The organism is Sphingobium sp. JS3065, from assembly GCF_026427355.1.
GTDB lineage: Bacteria > Pseudomonadota > Alphaproteobacteria > Sphingomonadales > Sphingomonadaceae > Sphingobium.
The window spans coordinates 1,887,519-1,902,577 of the sequence record NZ_CP102664.1; the positions used below are offsets into that span (position 1 = coordinate 1,887,519).

Here is a 15,059-nt window from a genome sequence, read left to right on the forward strand (position 1 = left end):
ATTGCATTTACTGTATCTAAAATATTTCTATACTATTGTTATCCATGAAGTAACGCATCTTGGGGAATTGAACAAGTGCACAATATATGTATTTCATACGTAATAGAAATGCCACTCACTCAATAGGACGTCTCTACGTGTTTAGCGCTCCTTTGGCGGAATCCTAATTTTGGGATTCCCTTTTGTGTGGATTGGTGATGGCTGAGGAGCCAGCTTGTGGAGGCTGGCGATGGATGAGTGGCGGAATGCCCTTGAGGATTGGCTGGCACCGTTTGTGTCGGCGCTCGGGCACAAGACCCGTGGCCGGATGTGCCCGAGCTATGTTGCGGGACTGATCGGGCCGGGGGATCGCAAGAGTGTGCAGCCAATGGCGGCGCGGGATGGCTCGGTCAGCTACGACCAGCTCCATCATTTTGTCGCGAGCGGCGTGTGGGATGCGAAGCCTTTGGAGGCAGCGCTGCTCGCCGAAGCCGTTGCCCAGGTCGGCGGCGCAGATGCTTGGCTGATCGTCGATGACACGGCACTGCCCAAGAAGGGGAAGAGCTCGGATTGCGTAGCCCCGCAATATGCCGGCGCGCTTGGCAAGAACGCCAATTGCCAGACGCTGGTGTCGCTGACGCTGGCATCGCGCAAAGGGCCGGTCATGGTCGGCTTGCGCCTGGTCGCCGATATCCCATCGCAACAGCTTGACGAATGCGATTAGAGAACCCCGTGGGACACGACCCTTCAAAAAAGCCAGAGATTTTCGAGGCGTCCAACTTCGCGCCTTTGCGAGCGATGCCTAGCAAGATGTCTCCTGACCGAATGGGTCGGCCCGGGACGACAGCAACTTCTCCAAGGCTTTCTGAAGATATATCGGAGCGATGCGGACCTGTTCAGCGTGTCAGTAGAATTTCGACGAGAGCATCAGGCTGTGAAAAGAATGGCGAGTGCTCGGCGGGTATTTCCCAGTACCGAGCGCAGCCCATTTCCACGTGCATCTTGCGCTGCAATTCCGGTGGAATCGCCCGGTCGGCCGTACATTCGACGAAGTACCGCGGAATGCTTCCCCAACGTTCAGGCGTGACACTTACAGGGCCCAGGGCGACGACGGCATTTTCGGGAACCAGCAGCATCTTCGCCAAGGCCACGTCGTCCTCGCTGCATAGGTGATAGAACAATTCTCGAACGCTATCGAGTGATGGCAGCAACTGCGCCCCGTCATCTGACAGGCCTGACTCCGGACCACCTTTTTTGCGCCGTTGAAGTGTGCCGTGCGTGCTGTCGCCGTTGGGCAACAGGAAGGCAGTGACGTAGTAGAGCCGCTCGATTTTTTCAGGCCGTCTTTCCGCAATGTTGGAAATGACGGCTCCGCCCAGGGAATGACCGACAAGCACCACCTGTCCCTCGATGCTGTCGATAAGCTCGCACAGTCTGCTGACGATCAGGTCCATCGTCACGGTATGCCTGGGGGTAGGATCGATTCCGTGTCCCGGCATGTCGGGCGCGATAGCGCGGTGGCCTTGTGCTTCAAGTCGTGCAGTGACTTTGTGCCAGCACCACCCCCCGTGGAATCCACCGTGAATGAAAATGAATGTCGCCATCGACCGATACCCTCATCTTAATCAAGACGCCGCCCTGGAAGACGCGCCAAAGTGCCTTCAGAATACAATACATGGCCGGGCGCTTGACCCGGCCATGTGCCTTGTCTGAGGCTCAGCCTCCGAATTTCACTGAAAGCTGTACCATTAGCTGGCGCCCGCGACCGATCGCACCGTAACGATCGGACAGGGTACCCGCGGCCGTTCCGGTGCCGCCTCCGGTGAACGGCACCTCATTGGTGAACTGGAATACGTGCTTGTTGGTAAGGTTGCGTCCGATAAACGCGATCTGCCAGCGCTTGTTTTCCGCGCCTAGCCGCACCGAGCCGCCCAGCAGTGTATAGTCAGCCTGGCGTCCGCGCGGCGCCGACGTTGGATCGGTCAGATAGCTCGAGCTATAGGTTAGATCTCCATCCAAGCCGAAGGCCAGGTCGCCACCAATTGGCGTCTCGTATGAAAAACCGGTGGCTGCCGCCCACTTCGGCGCCCGCGGAAGCTGGGTGTCGCTGAGGTCCTGCGTGGCTACACCGCCGACGATGGTGCAGCCTAAGGCGGGTGTCTGCCCGGCGTAGCAGGCGGCACCGGGGAAGCTGGTGTACCGTCCGTTGTTGTAGGAGAGGGCGCCATTGAGGCGCAGCCCGCGGAGAGGTGTCGTGTAGTTGAACTCGCCCTCGATGCCGGTCGTGCGGGCCTTGCCCGCGTTGTTGAGCGTGGCGATGATCCCGATATAGCCGGCCACCTGCACATCGGTGAGTTTGTAGTCATATGCCGAGATGTTGATCCGCAGCGCTCGGTCGAGCAGGGCGGCCTTGATCCCGCCCTCGAAGCCGCGGATTGTTTCGGGCTTGTAGCGCAAATCCGTAACCGCCGGCGCGTTGCTGCTATTGAAACCTCCGGACAGGAAACCTTCCTTGTACGATGCAAAGATCGTCAGGTCGCTGCTGGGGCGATAGGCCGCCGTGACTTCCGCCGAGAAATTGCGCCAGGAGTCTGATCGGAAAGGCGTGGCGACTTCTCTGCTGCTATCGAGGATGAGTTGGTTCGGCCCTATGCCCTGGCGGACGATCGGCAACCTCTTGCGCTCGTACGAATAGCGCCCACCCGCGGTCAACTCGAACTGCTCCGTCGGCTTCAGACTGAGCTGGCCATAACCCGACCAGGCGGTGCCCCGCTGACCATACAGGATGTTGAGGAACTGTCTGGGGGAAGTCAGCGTGCCGAACGGCGAAGGGAGGTTGCCGCCGAAAAGCCAGACGTATGAACTGGTTTCGTCCTTGGAATGAGCATAAAAAGCGCCGCCGTAAAAGTTTACAATACCCTCGAAATCGGTGGCAAGACGAAGTTCCTGAGAGATTTGCTCGCTTGCGAGGGCAAGACTGGCGGCGGGGATCACGGAAGGATCCGGCCAGATGACTTGGGCGCTGTTGAAACGTGTTTTGTAGTACCCAGTGATCGATTGTAGCGAAATTTGCTCGCCGAGGTCATAAGTCAGTTCCAGGCTTGCCAGGATCTGCGACTGCGACGAGTGAGGTTTGCCGTCAGTGCGGAAATTGTTGAGCGTACCGCCCACCGTCGCCAGATACGGTCCATAACCGGCAACAGTGATAGTGTCGGTTCCGATGTTGCACGACAGCCCGGGCGTTCCGCTTTGGCGTTGGCCGGTGGGGCAGTCGGTATACTGCGTGGACGCAGTCATCCCGTTCTGCTTCGCATTTCCGTAATTGACCTTCAGCCGCGCGCTGAAGCGATCGCTGGGATTCCATAGCATCGTCCCGCGCACGGCATAGGATTGCGCATTGGGCGACCGGTCAGCGACCTTGAATATCCCAGCCGGAGAGATGTCCTTGAAGTAACCGTCCATGCTCGAATAAATACCGGCAAGGCGGAAGCCTAATGTTTCTGACAGCGGCGTGGAGACATAGGCGGTTGCGCGCATTTCTTGCGCTTCGGTTTCGTAACCCATTGTGCCGCCGGCTTCCAGGCGATCACCGGGATCGTTTGTTCGAATGGAAATGATACCGCCAGGGCTGTTCTTGCCGAAAAACAGCGCCTGCGGTCCCTTGAGGACTTCGACTTGAGCCAGATCGACCTCGCTCATCCGTCGCACGTTGCCTTTGGCCACCTGCACGCCATCGACGTTGATCGAAACCGCCTGGTCACTGAGATTGTTGGCGTCCGGCCCGGCGACCCCGCGGATGACGATGCCGCCGCCTTGACGACTGCCCGCCCCTTCGCCGATGACAAGCTGCGGTACGATGCGGGAGAGGCCGTCGAGATTGGTGATGCCCTTGCGCTCCAGTTCCTCGCCGCGCACCGCGGACACGATGACCGGAACCGAGATCAGCGTCTCATCTCGCTTGCGGGCAGTAACCACGATTTCATCGGACCTCGCTTCTGCCGATTGCCCGAGCGCTATTGTTGGCATGGTTGTTGCGCTCGCCAGTAATAAGCCAGTGAAAATCCGCTTATTCATTGACATCCTCCGGATATATTCTATTTTTGATGAAACTAAATCTTATTGTCGATTTTTGCTTTATATCTGCTTGTTTACTCGCGAAAACCGGAACAATACCTTCGGGCACCGCTTCCGTTTTATCCCCACTGCATCGAAATCCCCACTACATCGAAGCTGTAAGGCATCTTAACGCGGCACTCCTTGTATAGTGCTTGGTTACTCAACCATTATCAATATTGTGGAATTGAATATTACAGGGTTGATGGCAATCGGCCGTTTGGGCCTATGCAACGATAGTACTACAGTTGCGTATGGGTTAAAAATCTGATTCATACCAACCTCCCATGATGCTGACTCACGAGAGGGATTCCCAAAGCGACGAAACTCTGACTCTATGGCTGCTGGTTGGAGGGCATGGCCATGGGTGCAGCGATTGGATTGCGAGATGGGCACCTCGGAGACGGACGCAGCCCTTGCCTTTGACCACCGCAGGTCATGCGGGGCGATGGCTGTTGGCTGATCATGCCGGATCATGACGCGAGTTCCCGGATCAGCGTGGGTAACTTCGGCGGCGCCCGTGGTTGCCCCCAGCGGGCGAAGGTTTCGATGACGATCATGCGCCCGCCGCAGCACGGGCATGGTTGCCAAGTGTTGAGCGGGATTTCGGGCGTCGGCAGGTCCGGCTCTGACGGGACGGCCAGCAGCCTGCGGGCGAGCCCGAGATTGTCCTTGCGCGATGCGCTGGCGAGCAAGCCGGAATGCCCGATGTGGTGGAAGCCGCGTGGCAGGACATGGAGCAGGAAGCGGCGGATAAACTCATCGACGACTAGCGTCATGATGCGATGGCGTTCAGCACCGTCGCGTCGATAATCCTTGCAGCGGAAGGTGACGCCGTTTGCGTCGAAGGCAACCAGGCGCCGGTTCGAGATGGCGACGCGGTGGGTGTAGCGCGAGAGATAGGCAAGCACCGCCTCCGGTCCGGCAAAGGGCGGCTTGGCATAGACGACCCAGCGCTTTTTCCGCACCGGCGACAGGTGCCGCAGGAAGGTTCGACGGTCGGCCAGATCGGTCATGGATCCGAAGAAGGCGAGCCGCCCCGCGTCGTAGAGGGCGGTCAGCCGGGTGAGAAAGAGGCGGCGGGGCGCACCGGCTCAGCCGGCGGGCGTCTTGCCCTCCATCAGCGCCATCAGTTGGTCGAGCGGGCTCGACACGGCGTGGATCGTCCGGGTCGAGACCTTGGTGTAAAGCGCGGTGGTTTCGAGCTTGCTGTGGCCGAGCAGGACCTGGATCACGCGGATATCGACATCCTGTTCGAGCAGGTGCGTGGCGAAGGAGTGCCGCAGGGTGTGGGGGCTGACGCGCTTGCGGATTCCGGCCACCTCGGCTGCCTCCTGAACCGCGCGGTGCAGCTGCCGGGTCGAGATCGGATCGGTGACAGTCTGGCCCGGGAACAGCCAGCCATGCGGGATCAGGACACCGCGCTTCCTGCCCTCGCGCCACCACATCCGCAGCAGTTCGAGCAACTGCGGCGAGAGCATGGCATTGCGGTCCTTGCCGCCCTTGCCCTGCTCGATGTGGATCAGCATCCGCTTGCTGTCGATATCATCGACCTTGAGGTGGGCGACCTCTGACACATGCAGGCCCGCGCCATAGGCGACGCCCAATGCCGCCTTGTACTTGATGCCCGGCGCTGCCTGGAGCAGTCGCGCGGCCTCCTCGACGCTCAGCACTTCGGGCATCCGGGGGACAATACGGGTGATTACCAGCGCCCGTGCCAGATCGCGCCGCTTGAGCGTCACCGTGAACAGGAAGCGGAGCGCCGACACCGGGCTATTGATGGTGGCAGGCCGGACGCCGCTTTCATGCTGCATCACCTGGAAGCGGCGCAGGTCCTCTTCGGTCGCCGTATCGGGAGGACGTCCGAGAAAGGCGGCCAGGCGCTTCACATGGCGGATATAATCCTTCTGTGTATGGGGGCCAAAACCCCGCATCATCATATCGTGCTGCATGCGTTGACGGAGCGGGCTGATCGGAGCGGTGTTGATCGAGACAGTCATGGCAAGTTCCTCTTCGCTGAAGGAACTGCCAACCTCAGACGGCAACCTCGCCCCGCCAAAGGCCCAGGTCAATGCGTGGCCCAACGGCCACAAACCCCTCAAAAAACATCCTATTTCTCCAACAGCCCGAAATTCAGCCTGTCCTATTCCCCGCCAACGCGCCTATCCTGCACGCCTCTTCGAAATGTCCGATACGCCACGCATACGCGCGCCCAGGCACGCGCGCGCATACACTGTGAACTTCGGTTCCAAACCGACGCTTTTCCGCCATTTCCTGGCGCCGCAGCTTCGATTTTCGCCTTCCCCCTTTCCTACTTCCCCCGACCTGCTCTATGGCGGGGACGATTTTCCCAAGGGGAACGACAACTTGATCCTTGACCTTGCCGCCGCCGCTTCGGGCGCCATCCGTTTCGACCAGCTAGGCCTCAGCCCGGTCGCGCTCGACCTCGGCTTCTTCACGCTGAAATGGTACAGCCTCGCCTATCTGGCGGGCATATTGATCGGCTACTGGTATCTGCTGAAGCTGATCGCCCAGCCCGGTTCGCCCATGGCCCGCCGCCATGCCGACGACATGATCTTCTACGCGACGCTGGGCATCATCATCGGCGGGCGGCTGGCCTATGTCTTCTTCTACCAGCCCGAAATCCTTCGCAATCCGCTGGACATCTTCAAGCTGTGGAACGGCGGCATGTCCTTCCATGGCGGGGCGATCGGCGTGTCGCTCGGCATCCTCTACATGGCGCGCAGGGAAAAGCTGTCCTGGCTGCGCATCCATGATTTCGTCGCCTGCTGCGTCCCCTTCGGCCTGTTCTTTGGCCGCCTCGCCAATTTCGTGAACGGGGAACTTTGGGGCAAGGAGACCGACGTGCCCTGGGGGATCGTCTTTCCCACCGGCGGCCCCTTCGCCCGCCATCCGAGCCAGCTTTACGAAGCCGTCCTGGAAGGCATGGTGCTGTTCCTGATCCTCGCCTTCGCCTTCTGGAAGACCCGCGCCCGCTACAATCCCGGCATGCTCGTCGGCCTCTTCCTGCTTGGCTACGGCGTCTTCCGCTTCGGCGTCGAATATTTTCGCGAGGCCGACGCCCAACTCATGGAATTCGCCGCCCGCACCGGCCTGCATATGGGCCAGTGGCTGTGCGTCCCGATGATCCTGGGCGGCCTCTACCTGATCGTCACGGCGAAGGGCCGCCGCGTCCGCGTCGAACCCGTTGCAGGCAGCGCGAGTGTCAGTTGAGCTGACTTTGTCCGAACGCCTCGCCCGCCAGATCGCGGCGGGCGGCCCGATCTCCGTCGCCCATTATATGGCGGAGGCGAACCAGCATTATTACGGCACCCGCGATCCGCTGGGCGTAGCGGGCGATTTCACCACCGCGCCCGAGATCAGCCAGATGTTCGGGGAACTGATCGGCCTGTGCCTGGCGGACATCTGGATGCGGTCCGGCACCCGTCCGGCGGTGAATTATGTCGAGCTAGGCCCTGGCCGCGGCACGCTCGCTTCCGACGCGCTGCGTTCCATGGCCAGCGCCGGGCTTCACCCGCGCATCCATTTCGTGGAGACCAGCCCCAGCCTGCGCGAACGGCAAAGGGCGCTCATTCCCAACGTCCAGCACCATGACGCCGTGTCCACCCTGCCGGACGAGGGGCCGTTGCTGGTCGTCGCCAATGAATTTTTCGACGCCCTCCCCGTCCGGCAGATCGTCCGCGTCGGCAGCGAATGGCGCGAACGGGTCGTCATCCGCCCCGACCCGGACGAACCCGACCGCTTCGCCCCCATGCCCGGTTACCGCCGCGTCGAATCCGGCATCCCCGCCATGGCCGCGGACGCGCCGGAGGGCACGATCCTGGAAATGCCCCTCGCCGGATCGGCCATCGCGCTGGAACTGGCCCACCGAATCGCGAAGCAGGGCGGCGCCGCGATCATCGTCGACTATGGCTATGAAGGCCCGGCGACCGGCGACACGCTCCAGGCGGTCAGGGCGCATCGCTTCGCCGATCCATTTCTGGAACCGGGCGAAAGCGACCTCACCACCCATGTCGATTTCACCATGATCGGCAATATGGCGCGGCAGGCCGGGCTGCGCGTGACGCGGACCGTCGGTCAGGGCGCGTTTTTACGCCAGCTCGGCATCGACGCCCGCGCCGATCAGCTCAGCCGAACCACCCCCGCCCGCGCGGAAGAGGTGGAAGCCGCCCGCCACCGGCTGACCGCCGACGACGCCATGGGAACGCTGTTCAAGGCGATGGCCTGGGTTCACCCGGACTGGGCCGACCCGGCGGGATTCGAGGGCTGAACGGCCCTCAATCCTCCTGATGATAGCGGCTGAGCCTGCGGATGAAGCCAATGAGACCCGTCTGGCGGCTGCGCTTCATGCGCTCGGCATGCAGGATGGTCTGGACGCGGCGGAAGCAATCCTCCGCATCGACATTGCAAAGGACATAATCATAGCCGTCCCAATGCGCGATCTCCCCGGCGGCACGCGACATGCGGCCCTCGATCACTTCATCGCTGTCCGTCGCCCGGCCCCGCAAACGACGCTCCAGTTCCTCCATGGACGGCGGCAGGATGAAGATGCGGACCACGTCGCCGCCTGCAATCTGGTGCAATTGCTGCGCGCCCTGCCAATCGATGTCGAACAGCACGTCCTGTCCGGACTTCAGCATCTCCTCCACCGGCGCGCGGGGCGTGCCGTAACGCTGGCCGAAGACATGCGCCCATTCCAGGAACTCATGCTCGGCGGTCATCCGCCGGAATTCCTCCAGATCGACGAAATGATAGTCCTTGCCCTCGACCTCGCCCGGCCGCATCGGCCGCGTCGTCGCGGACACCGACATCGCCAGATCCGGCTCAGCGGCGAGCAGTTTGCGCGCAATGGTGGATTTGCCCGCGCCCGAAGGCGAGGAAAGAACGAACAGGACGCCGCGGCGCTTGAAATCGGGCGTCTCGATGGAGGTGCTGTCGGCCATGGCCGCTAGTGCCGCCAACAACGCGATTTGGCAAGAGGGACAATCCGCGCGCGTCAGCCTTTGCGGGCTTTGCGCGCCTCCTCGATCAATATGGGCTGACCGCTTTTGTCCGGCAGCGCCTTGGTCTTGCGCTTGCGATCCGCTTCCCGCTTGGCTTCGAAAATCTTGCCCGCCATATAGGCGCCCGTCACGAACAGGGCGCCCGCCGGATGGCGCATGATCAACCGCTTGGCCCCCATGCCCGCGAGCAGGCCGATCACGCCCTTCTTCCCCGTATCCGCCGCGACCCGTGCCGCAACGACGGTCGCCCCGACCCGCGCCGCCTTCTTGAGCAGCCCATCCTTGCGGGGCGGACGGACGGCGATGATCGGCTGATCGGACGAATTTTTCTTCATAGGGCGTCAATGTACCGCAGCCCGGCCGGTTCCGCCATGTTGATCTGGATCAGACCATATTTTCAGGCCGCACCAGCCGGTCGAAGGTCGCTTCATCCACCAGCCCCAAAGCCAACCCCGCCTCCTTCAGGGTCAGCCCCTCGGCATGGGCGTGCTTGGCGATCTTCGCTGCATTGTCATAGCCGATTTCCGGGGCCAGCGCCGTCACCAGCATCAGCGACCGGTCGACCAGTTCGGCTATCCGCCTTTCGTTCGCCTCCAGCCCTTCGACGCAGCGTTCGGCAAAGCTGTCCATGCCGACGCTCAGCAAATGGATCGACCGCAGCACCGCCGCGCCGATCAGCGGCTTGAAGACATTGAGTTCCAGATGCCCCTGCAAGCCGCCGACCGTCACCGCCTGATGATTGCCGATGACCTGGGCGGCGACCATGGTCAGCATCTCGCACTGGGTCGGGTTGACCTTGCCGGGCATGATGGAACTGCCCGGCTCATTGGCGGGCAGGTCCAGTTCACCAAGGCCCGAGCGCGGACCGCTGCCGAGCAGGCGGATGTCATTGGCGATCTTGGTCAGCGCCACCGCCAGCGTCGCCAGGGTCGAGGACAGATGAACCAGCGGATCGTTGGACGCCAGCGCCTCGAACTTGTTGTCGGCGGTGCGGAACGGCAAGCCGGTCAGCGCCGCAATCTCCCTCGCCACATCGACATCGAAGCCCTGGGGCGCATTGAGGCCGGTGCCGACCGCCGTGCCGCCCTGCGCCAGCGCCGTCATGCCATGCATGGTCGCGGGTTCGATCCGCTTGCGGCTACGGTAGAGTTGATGCGCATAGCCGGAAAATTCCTGCCCCAGCGTCAGGGGCGTCGCATCCTGCAAATGCGTACGACCGATCTTGACGATGCCTGCCCATGCCTTGGCCTTGGCATCGAGCGCCGCATGCAGCCGGTCCAGTGCGGGAAACAAATGCCCCGTCACCGCCCGCGCCGCCGCGATATGCAACGCGGTCGGGAAACTGTCGTTGGACGACTGTCCCATATTCACATGGTCGTTGGGGTGGACCGGCTTCTTGCCGCCGCGCTTGCCGGTCAGCGCTTCATTGGCGATGCCCGCAATCACCTCATTGACGTTCATGTTCGACTGGGTGCCGCTGCCGGTTTGCCAGATGACGAGGGGAAACTGGTCGTCATGGTGGCCCGCGATCACTTCGGCGGCGGCCGCCTCGATCGCATCGGCCAGGCCCGAATCGAGTCCATGGCCGCGATTCACCCGCGCCGCGGCCTGCTTCACGATGGCCAGGGCGTGGACGATGCCGATCGGCATCCGCTCGTCGGCCCCGAAAGGGAAATTTTCGATGCTGCGCTGGGTCTGCGCGCCCCAATAAGCGCCGGCAGGCACTTCGATAGCGCCGATGCTGTCGGTTTCGGTACGAGTCTCGCTCAAGTCGGGCGCTCCTTGAAATGGCCGGAGTGCCGCCAATCTGGGGACGCCAAGTCCCCTATTCCAGACCTATTTTTTCTTGCCGAAATCCACGGTGACGACATTCGAGCCATCTTCCGTCGTCATCTGGGGCGCGTCATTCTCCGCCTCTTCATGCGGTTCGGGCGCGATGTCGGCCTGCGCCTGGAACTGAAGGGCGAAATTCACCGCCGGATCGACAAAGGCAGTGATCGCGGCGAAGGGAATATGCAGATGCGCGGCCACCTGATTGAAGGTCAGGCTGACCCCGAAAGCATCATCGCCGACCTTCAAATCCCAGAATTTATTCTGGAGCACGATGGTCATCTCATCCGGGAAGCGCTCGACCAGATGGCGCGGAATATCGACACCGACCGCCTGAGTCTTGAAGGTGATGTAGAAGTGATGCACGCCGGGAAGCCCGCCGGAACGCTCGATTTCCCCCAATACGCGGCCAACCACGGCGCGCAGGGCCTCCTGCACGATTTCGTCATAGGGAATCAGGCTGTCGGGCAGGTCATCGCTCATCCGCCCATGTCCTAACGGCGCGGCGGCGCGGGTCAAGAGCGTGACGGCACATTGCAACCGGCGCACACTTCGGTATAGGGCGCAGCCATGCGCACGGCCGACATTCACCGCAACACTGCGGAAACGCAGATCGACGTGACCGTCAACCTGGACGGCACCGGCATCTATACCGTTTCGACGGGCATTGGCTTTTTCGATCACATGATCGAGCAACTGTCCCGCCACTCGCTGATCGACATGGAGGTGAAGACGGTCGGCGACCTGCATGTCGACCAGCACCACACCACCGAGGATACGGCGATCGCAATCGGCGAGGCGGTGGCCAAGGCGCTGGGCGACAAGCGCGGCATTTCCCGCTACGGCAGCGTCTATTCCCCGATGGACGAGACGCTGACCCGCGTGTCGCTGGACATTTCCGGCCGCCCCTGGCTGGTGTTCAAGGCGCCCTTCACCGTGCAGCGCATCGGGGAATGGGATACGGAAATGGTCGAGCATTTCTTCCACAGCTTCGCCCAGGCCGCGGGGATCACGCTGCACATCGAAAATCTTTACGGCAGCAACAATCATCACATCGTGGAAAGCTGCTTCAAGGGGCTTGCCCGCGCACTGCGGCAGGCGGTGGAGATCGACCCGCGCAAGGCCGACGCCATTCCGTCGACCAAGGGGATATTGTGACGACGCTTGCCCTGATCGATTACGGCGCGGGCAACCTTCATTCGGTGCATAACGCCCTGCGCAAGGCGGGCGCGACGGATGCCGCCATCACCGCCGACGCCGATCTGGTGGCGAAGGCGGATCGTATCGTCCTGCCCGGCGTGGGCGCCTTCCGCGCCTGCCGCGATGCGCTGGTCGCCATCCCCGGCATGGTCGAGGCGATGAACGAAGCAGTGCATCGGCGCGGCGTGCCCTTTCTGGGCGTGTGCGTGGGCATGCAGCTGCTGGCCGACGCCGGGGAGGAATTCGGGCGGCATGAAGGGTTGGGCTGGATTTCCGGCACGGTACGCCTGATCGAGCCGCACGATCCGGCGATCAAGGTGCCGCATATGGGCTGGAACGACGTGACCCTGCGCGGCAATCCTCCGCTGCTGGAAGCGGGCGAGGCCTATTTCCTGCACAGCTATCATTTCGACGTAGCGCAGGACGATCATATCGCCGCCGTGACCGATCATGGCGGCCCGCTGGTCGCCGCGGTGGCGCGGGACACGATCATCGGCTGCCAGTTTCACCCGGAAAAGAGCCAGAATTACGGCCTTTCCTTCCTTTCCCGCTTTCTGGAATGGCGTCCATGAGCCTCATCGTTTTCCCCGCCATCGACCTAAAGGGCGGCCAGGTCGTCCGCCTGGCCGAAGGCGACATGAATCGCGCCACCGTCTATGGCGACAATCCCGCCGCGCAGGCGCTGCTGTTCGCGGAAGCGGGTGCGCAGCATCTGCACGTGGTCGATCTCGACGGCAGCTTCGCGGGCCATGCCGTCAATGCCGAAGCGGTCGAAGCCATCGTCGCGGCCTTTCCCGGTCATGTGCAACTGGGCGGCGGCATCCGTAACCGGGAGGCGGTGGAACGCTGGTTCGACCTGGGCGTATCGCGCATCGTGATCGGCACGGCGGCGCTGAAAGACCCGGATTTCGTCAAGGCCGCCGCGCGGGATTTTCCCGGCGGCATCGTGGTGGCGGTGGATGCCCGCGACGGCTTCGTCGCGACGGACGGCTGGGCCGAGAAATCGGACATGCCGGTGGTCGACCTTGCCCGCCGGTTCGAGGATGCGGGCGTCGCCAGCCTGCTCTTCACCGATGTCGGCCGCGACGGGCTGCTGAAGGGCTGCAATATCGATGCGACCGTCGATCTGGCGCGGGCGACGGACATTCCCGTGATCGCCAGCGGCGGGGTCGCGGGCATCGCGGATATCCGCATCCTCAGTCTTCATGCCGATGAGGGCATTGAAGGCGTGATCACCGGCCGGGCGCTCTATGACGGGCGGCTGGACCTCAAGACCGCGCTGACGGTGGCGCAGGCGGCGGCATAGGATGACCGTCCGCACCCGCGTCATACCCTGCCTGGACGTCGCCAATGGGCGCGTCGTCAAGGGCGTGAACTTCGTCGACCTGCGTGACGCAGGCGATCCGGTAGAGCAGGCCAAGATCTACGACGCGGCGGGCGCGGATGAACTGTGCTTCCTGGACATTACCGCAACGCATGAGGCGCGCGGCACCATATTGGACGTGGTGCGGCGCACCGCGGAGGTCTGCTTCATGCCGGTGACGGTCGGCGGCGGCGTGCGCAGTCCGGAAGATGCGCGGGCGCTGCTGCTCGCCGGAGCGGACAAGGTGGCGGTGAACAGCGCCGCGGTCGTCCGCCCCGAAGTGGTGGCGGACATTGCCGACCGCTTCGGCAGCCAGTGCGTGGTCGGCTCGGTCGACGCCCGGCGCGTCGGGGAAGGCCGCTGGGAAATCTTCACCCATGGGGGGCGCAAGCCGACCGGCATCGACGCGCTGGAACATGCCGTCAGGCTGGCCGATCTGGGCGCGGGCGAACTGCTGGTCACGTCCATGGACGGCGACGGAACCAAGGCGGGTTATGACCTTGCCCTGACCCGCGCCATCGCCGATGCGGTGTCGGTCCCGGTGATCGCCAGCGGCGGCGTCGGCACGCTGGAACATCTGGTGGAGGGCGTGATCGAAGGCCATGCCAGCGCCGTGCTGGCGGCATCTATATTTCACTTCGGTCAACACAGCATTGCCGAAGCGCATCAGGCACTTGCGGCTGCCGGCATTCCCGTCAGGGCGGGTTGACAGCGGCTTTTCTGCCAAAGCGTCGGTTGAGTTTACATTAACCAGATATGCGGATTACTGGTTAACCATATTCTTCGCGCCCTCCGGGTTTTTCGTCTATTTGGCACGGTCCCTGCATATTTCCCTTTACCTGTTCCAAACCGATAAAGGGGTGAGGCAAATGAATGTGAACAAGCTGTTTCTGACCGCTGGCGTGGCCGCTTTGATGGGCGCGGCGGCTCCGGCCGAGGCAAGCTGGTGCTGGGGCAAGAAGTGCGGCGGCTCGTCCAGTTCTTCGGGCGGCGGCTCCAGTTCCGGCGGCACGCCCACACCGGTTCCCGAACCCGAACAGATGGCCCTGTTCGGCCTGGGCGCGGCGGTTCTGGGCGCACGGGTTTTCGCCGCTCGCCGCAAGCGGAAGTAAGTTTTCATTTGACGGGTCGCGTGCGCGGCGCTTGATGGCGTCATGCGCGCGACCCTATTCGATCTTGAACAGACCATCCGTCAGCGGCGGCAGGCCGATCCCAGCCAATCCTATGTGGCCAAGCTGACCGCCAGGGGGCGGGGCAAGATCGCCCAGAAGGTGGGCGAGGAAGCGGTCGAGACGATCATCGCCGCCATGGCATCCGACAGGCAGGGCGCGATCGGTGAAAGCGCGGACCTGCTGTTCCACCTGCTGGTGTTGCTGGCCGATCTCGACATCGGCCTGGACGATGTGCTGGACGAACTCGACCGGCGCGAAGGCGTGTCGGGCATCGCGGAAAAAGCCTCCCGCAAGACCGATTAAACGCCTTTTTCCGGAAAGATATTGCCGCATCGGCGTTTGTCCGTCAGCCTCTCAACCATTGAGAGGACAGGAGGG

General features: G+C 62.5%; 15 protein-coding genes and 2 pseudogenes. 9 read left to right on the forward strand and 8 right to left on the reverse strand.

Annotated elements, in window-relative coordinates:
* Positions 1 to 229: 229 nt before the first annotated feature.
* Positions 230 to 661: pseudogene (locus NUH86_RS08970) on the forward strand (transposase); the annotation flags it as partial.
* Positions 662 to 875: 214 nt separating this feature from the next.
* Here NUH86_RS08970 and NUH86_RS08975 read toward each other — a convergent pair.
* From NUH86_RS08975 to NUH86_RS08990, 4 genes and pseudogenes are all read right to left on the reverse strand, one after another.
* On the reverse strand, positions 876 to 1,583 hold the full coding sequence (locus NUH86_RS08975; protein WP_267249182.1) for an alpha/beta fold hydrolase: 708 nt from the start codon (positions 1,581 to 1,583) through the stop codon (positions 876 to 878).
* 112 nt (positions 1,584 to 1,695) lie between these two features.
* Positions 1,696 to 4,053, reverse strand: a complete 2,358-nt coding sequence (locus tag NUH86_RS08980) for a TonB-dependent receptor (RefSeq protein WP_267249183.1) — start codon at positions 4,051 to 4,053, stop codon at positions 1,696 to 1,698.
* A gap of 512 nt (positions 4,054 to 4,565) precedes the next feature.
* Positions 4,566 to 5,174: pseudogene (locus NUH86_RS08985) on the reverse strand (transposase); the annotation flags it as partial.
* A 12-nt stretch (positions 5,175 to 5,186) separates the two neighbouring features.
* Positions 5,187 to 6,092: a tyrosine-type recombinase/integrase gene (locus tag NUH86_RS08990; RefSeq protein WP_267249184.1), complete on the reverse strand. Its 906-nt coding sequence runs from the start codon at positions 6,090 to 6,092 to the stop codon at positions 5,187 to 5,189.
* 367 nt (positions 6,093 to 6,459) lie between these two features.
* On the opposite strand from NUH86_RS08990, the gene lgt reads away from it, so the two are divergent.
* Entirely contained in the window at positions 6,460 to 7,326 is an 867-nt protein-coding gene (gene lgt, locus NUH86_RS08995; RefSeq protein WP_267249185.1) for a prolipoprotein diacylglyceryl transferase, read from the forward strand.
* Positions 7,316 to 8,383, forward strand: a complete 1,068-nt coding sequence (locus NUH86_RS09000; protein ID WP_267249186.1) for a class I SAM-dependent methyltransferase — start codon at positions 7,316 to 7,318, stop codon at positions 8,381 to 8,383. The genes lgt and NUH86_RS09000 overlap by 11 nt, the downstream gene beginning before the upstream one ends.
* Positions 8,384 to 8,390: 7 nt before the next feature.
* On the opposite strand, the gene gmk is transcribed toward NUH86_RS09000, so the two are convergent.
* From gmk to NUH86_RS09020, 4 genes are all read right to left on the reverse strand, one after another.
* Positions 8,391 to 9,056 (reverse strand): guanylate kinase, encoded by a 666-nt coding sequence (gene gmk, locus NUH86_RS09005; protein ID WP_267249187.1) that lies wholly within the window; start codon positions 9,054 to 9,056, stop codon positions 8,391 to 8,393.
* A 53-nt stretch (positions 9,057 to 9,109) separates the two neighbouring features.
* Positions 9,110 to 9,451: a hypothetical protein gene (locus NUH86_RS09010; protein ID WP_267249188.1), complete on the reverse strand. Its 342-nt coding sequence runs from the start codon at positions 9,449 to 9,451 to the stop codon at positions 9,110 to 9,112.
* A 49-nt stretch (positions 9,452 to 9,500) separates the two neighbouring features.
* Positions 9,501 to 10,886 carry a class II fumarate hydratase gene (gene fumC / locus NUH86_RS09015; RefSeq protein WP_267249189.1) on the reverse strand — a complete coding sequence of 462 codons (1,386 nt, stop codon included), beginning with the start codon at positions 10,884 to 10,886 and terminating at the stop codon, positions 9,501 to 9,503.
* 66 nt (positions 10,887 to 10,952) lie between these two features.
* Positions 10,953 to 11,429: an SspB family protein gene (locus NUH86_RS09020; RefSeq protein ID WP_267249190.1), complete on the reverse strand. Its 477-nt coding sequence runs from the start codon at positions 11,427 to 11,429 to the stop codon at positions 10,953 to 10,955.
* A gap of 87 nt (positions 11,430 to 11,516) precedes the next feature.
* On the opposite strand from NUH86_RS09020, the gene hisB reads away from it, so the two are divergent.
* From hisB to NUH86_RS09050, 6 genes are all read left to right on the forward strand, one after another.
* The gene (hisB, locus tag NUH86_RS09025; RefSeq protein WP_267249191.1) at positions 11,517 to 12,104 is read left to right on the forward strand and encodes an imidazoleglycerol-phosphate dehydratase HisB; all 588 of its coding nucleotides are present in this window, start codon (positions 11,517 to 11,519) and stop codon (positions 12,102 to 12,104) included.
* Positions 12,101 to 12,718 (forward strand): imidazole glycerol phosphate synthase subunit HisH, encoded by a 618-nt coding sequence (gene hisH, locus NUH86_RS09030; protein WP_267249192.1) that lies wholly within the window; start codon positions 12,101 to 12,103, stop codon positions 12,716 to 12,718. Before hisB ends, hisH begins: the two co-directional genes overlap by 4 nt.
* Positions 12,715 to 13,452, forward strand: coding sequence for a 1-(5-phosphoribosyl)-5-[(5-phosphoribosylamino)methylideneamino]imidazole-4-carboxamide isomerase (gene hisA / locus NUH86_RS09035; RefSeq protein WP_267249193.1), 738 nt, complete (start codon positions 12,715 to 12,717; stop codon positions 13,450 to 13,452). The genes hisH and hisA overlap by 4 nt, the downstream gene beginning before the upstream one ends.
* Position 13,453: 1 nt before the next feature.
* On the forward strand, positions 13,454 to 14,218 hold the full coding sequence (hisF, locus tag NUH86_RS09040) for an imidazole glycerol phosphate synthase subunit HisF (protein WP_267249194.1): 765 nt from the start codon (positions 13,454 to 13,456) through the stop codon (positions 14,216 to 14,218).
* Between the two features lie 160 nt (positions 14,219 to 14,378).
* Positions 14,379 to 14,621: a PEP-CTERM sorting domain-containing protein gene (locus tag NUH86_RS09045; protein WP_267249195.1), complete on the forward strand. Its 243-nt coding sequence runs from the start codon at positions 14,379 to 14,381 to the stop codon at positions 14,619 to 14,621.
* Between the two features lie 42 nt (positions 14,622 to 14,663).
* Positions 14,664 to 14,984 carry a phosphoribosyl-ATP diphosphatase gene (locus NUH86_RS09050; RefSeq protein WP_267249196.1) on the forward strand — a complete coding sequence of 107 codons (321 nt, stop codon included), beginning with the start codon at positions 14,664 to 14,666 and terminating at the stop codon, positions 14,982 to 14,984.
* Positions 14,985 to 15,059: the final 75 nt, after the last annotated feature.

Excerpts from the sequence above, each read along its gene's own strand:
- NUH86_RS08990 (WP_267249184.1), bottom strand. The coding sequence starts at position 6,092 with ATGACTGTCTCGATCAACACCGCTCCGATCAGCCCGCTCCGTCAACGC.
- hisB (WP_267249191.1), top strand. The coding sequence starts at position 11,517 with ATGCGCACGGCCGACATTCACCGCAACACTGCGGAAACGCAGATCGAC.
- NUH86_RS09045 (WP_267249195.1), top strand. The coding sequence starts at position 14,379 with ATGAATGTGAACAAGCTGTTTCTGACCGCTGGCGTGGCCGCTTTGATG.
- NUH86_RS09050 (WP_267249196.1), top strand. The coding sequence starts at position 14,664 with ATGCGCGCGACCCTATTCGATCTTGAACAGACCATCCGTCAGCGGCGG.
- hisF (WP_267249194.1), top strand. The coding sequence starts at position 13,454 with ATGACCGTCCGCACCCGCGTCATACCCTGCCTGGACGTCGCCAATGGG.
- NUH86_RS08980 (WP_267249183.1), bottom strand. The coding sequence starts at position 4,053 with ATGAATAAGCGGATTTTCACTGGCTTATTACTGGCGAGCGCAACAACC.
- gmk (WP_267249187.1), bottom strand. The coding sequence starts at position 9,056 with ATGGCCGACAGCACCTCCATCGAGACGCCCGATTTCAAGCGCCGCGGC.
- NUH86_RS09010 (WP_267249188.1), bottom strand. The coding sequence starts at position 9,451 with ATGAAGAAAAATTCGTCCGATCAGCCGATCATCGCCGTCCGTCCGCCC.
- hisA (WP_267249193.1), top strand. The coding sequence starts at position 12,715 with ATGAGCCTCATCGTTTTCCCCGCCATCGACCTAAAGGGCGGCCAGGTC.
- NUH86_RS09020 (WP_267249190.1), bottom strand. The coding sequence starts at position 11,429 with ATGAGCGATGACCTGCCCGACAGCCTGATTCCCTATGACGAAATCGTG.
- NUH86_RS08975 (WP_267249182.1), bottom strand. The coding sequence starts at position 1,583 with ATGGCGACATTCATTTTCATTCACGGTGGATTCCACGGGGGGTGGTGC.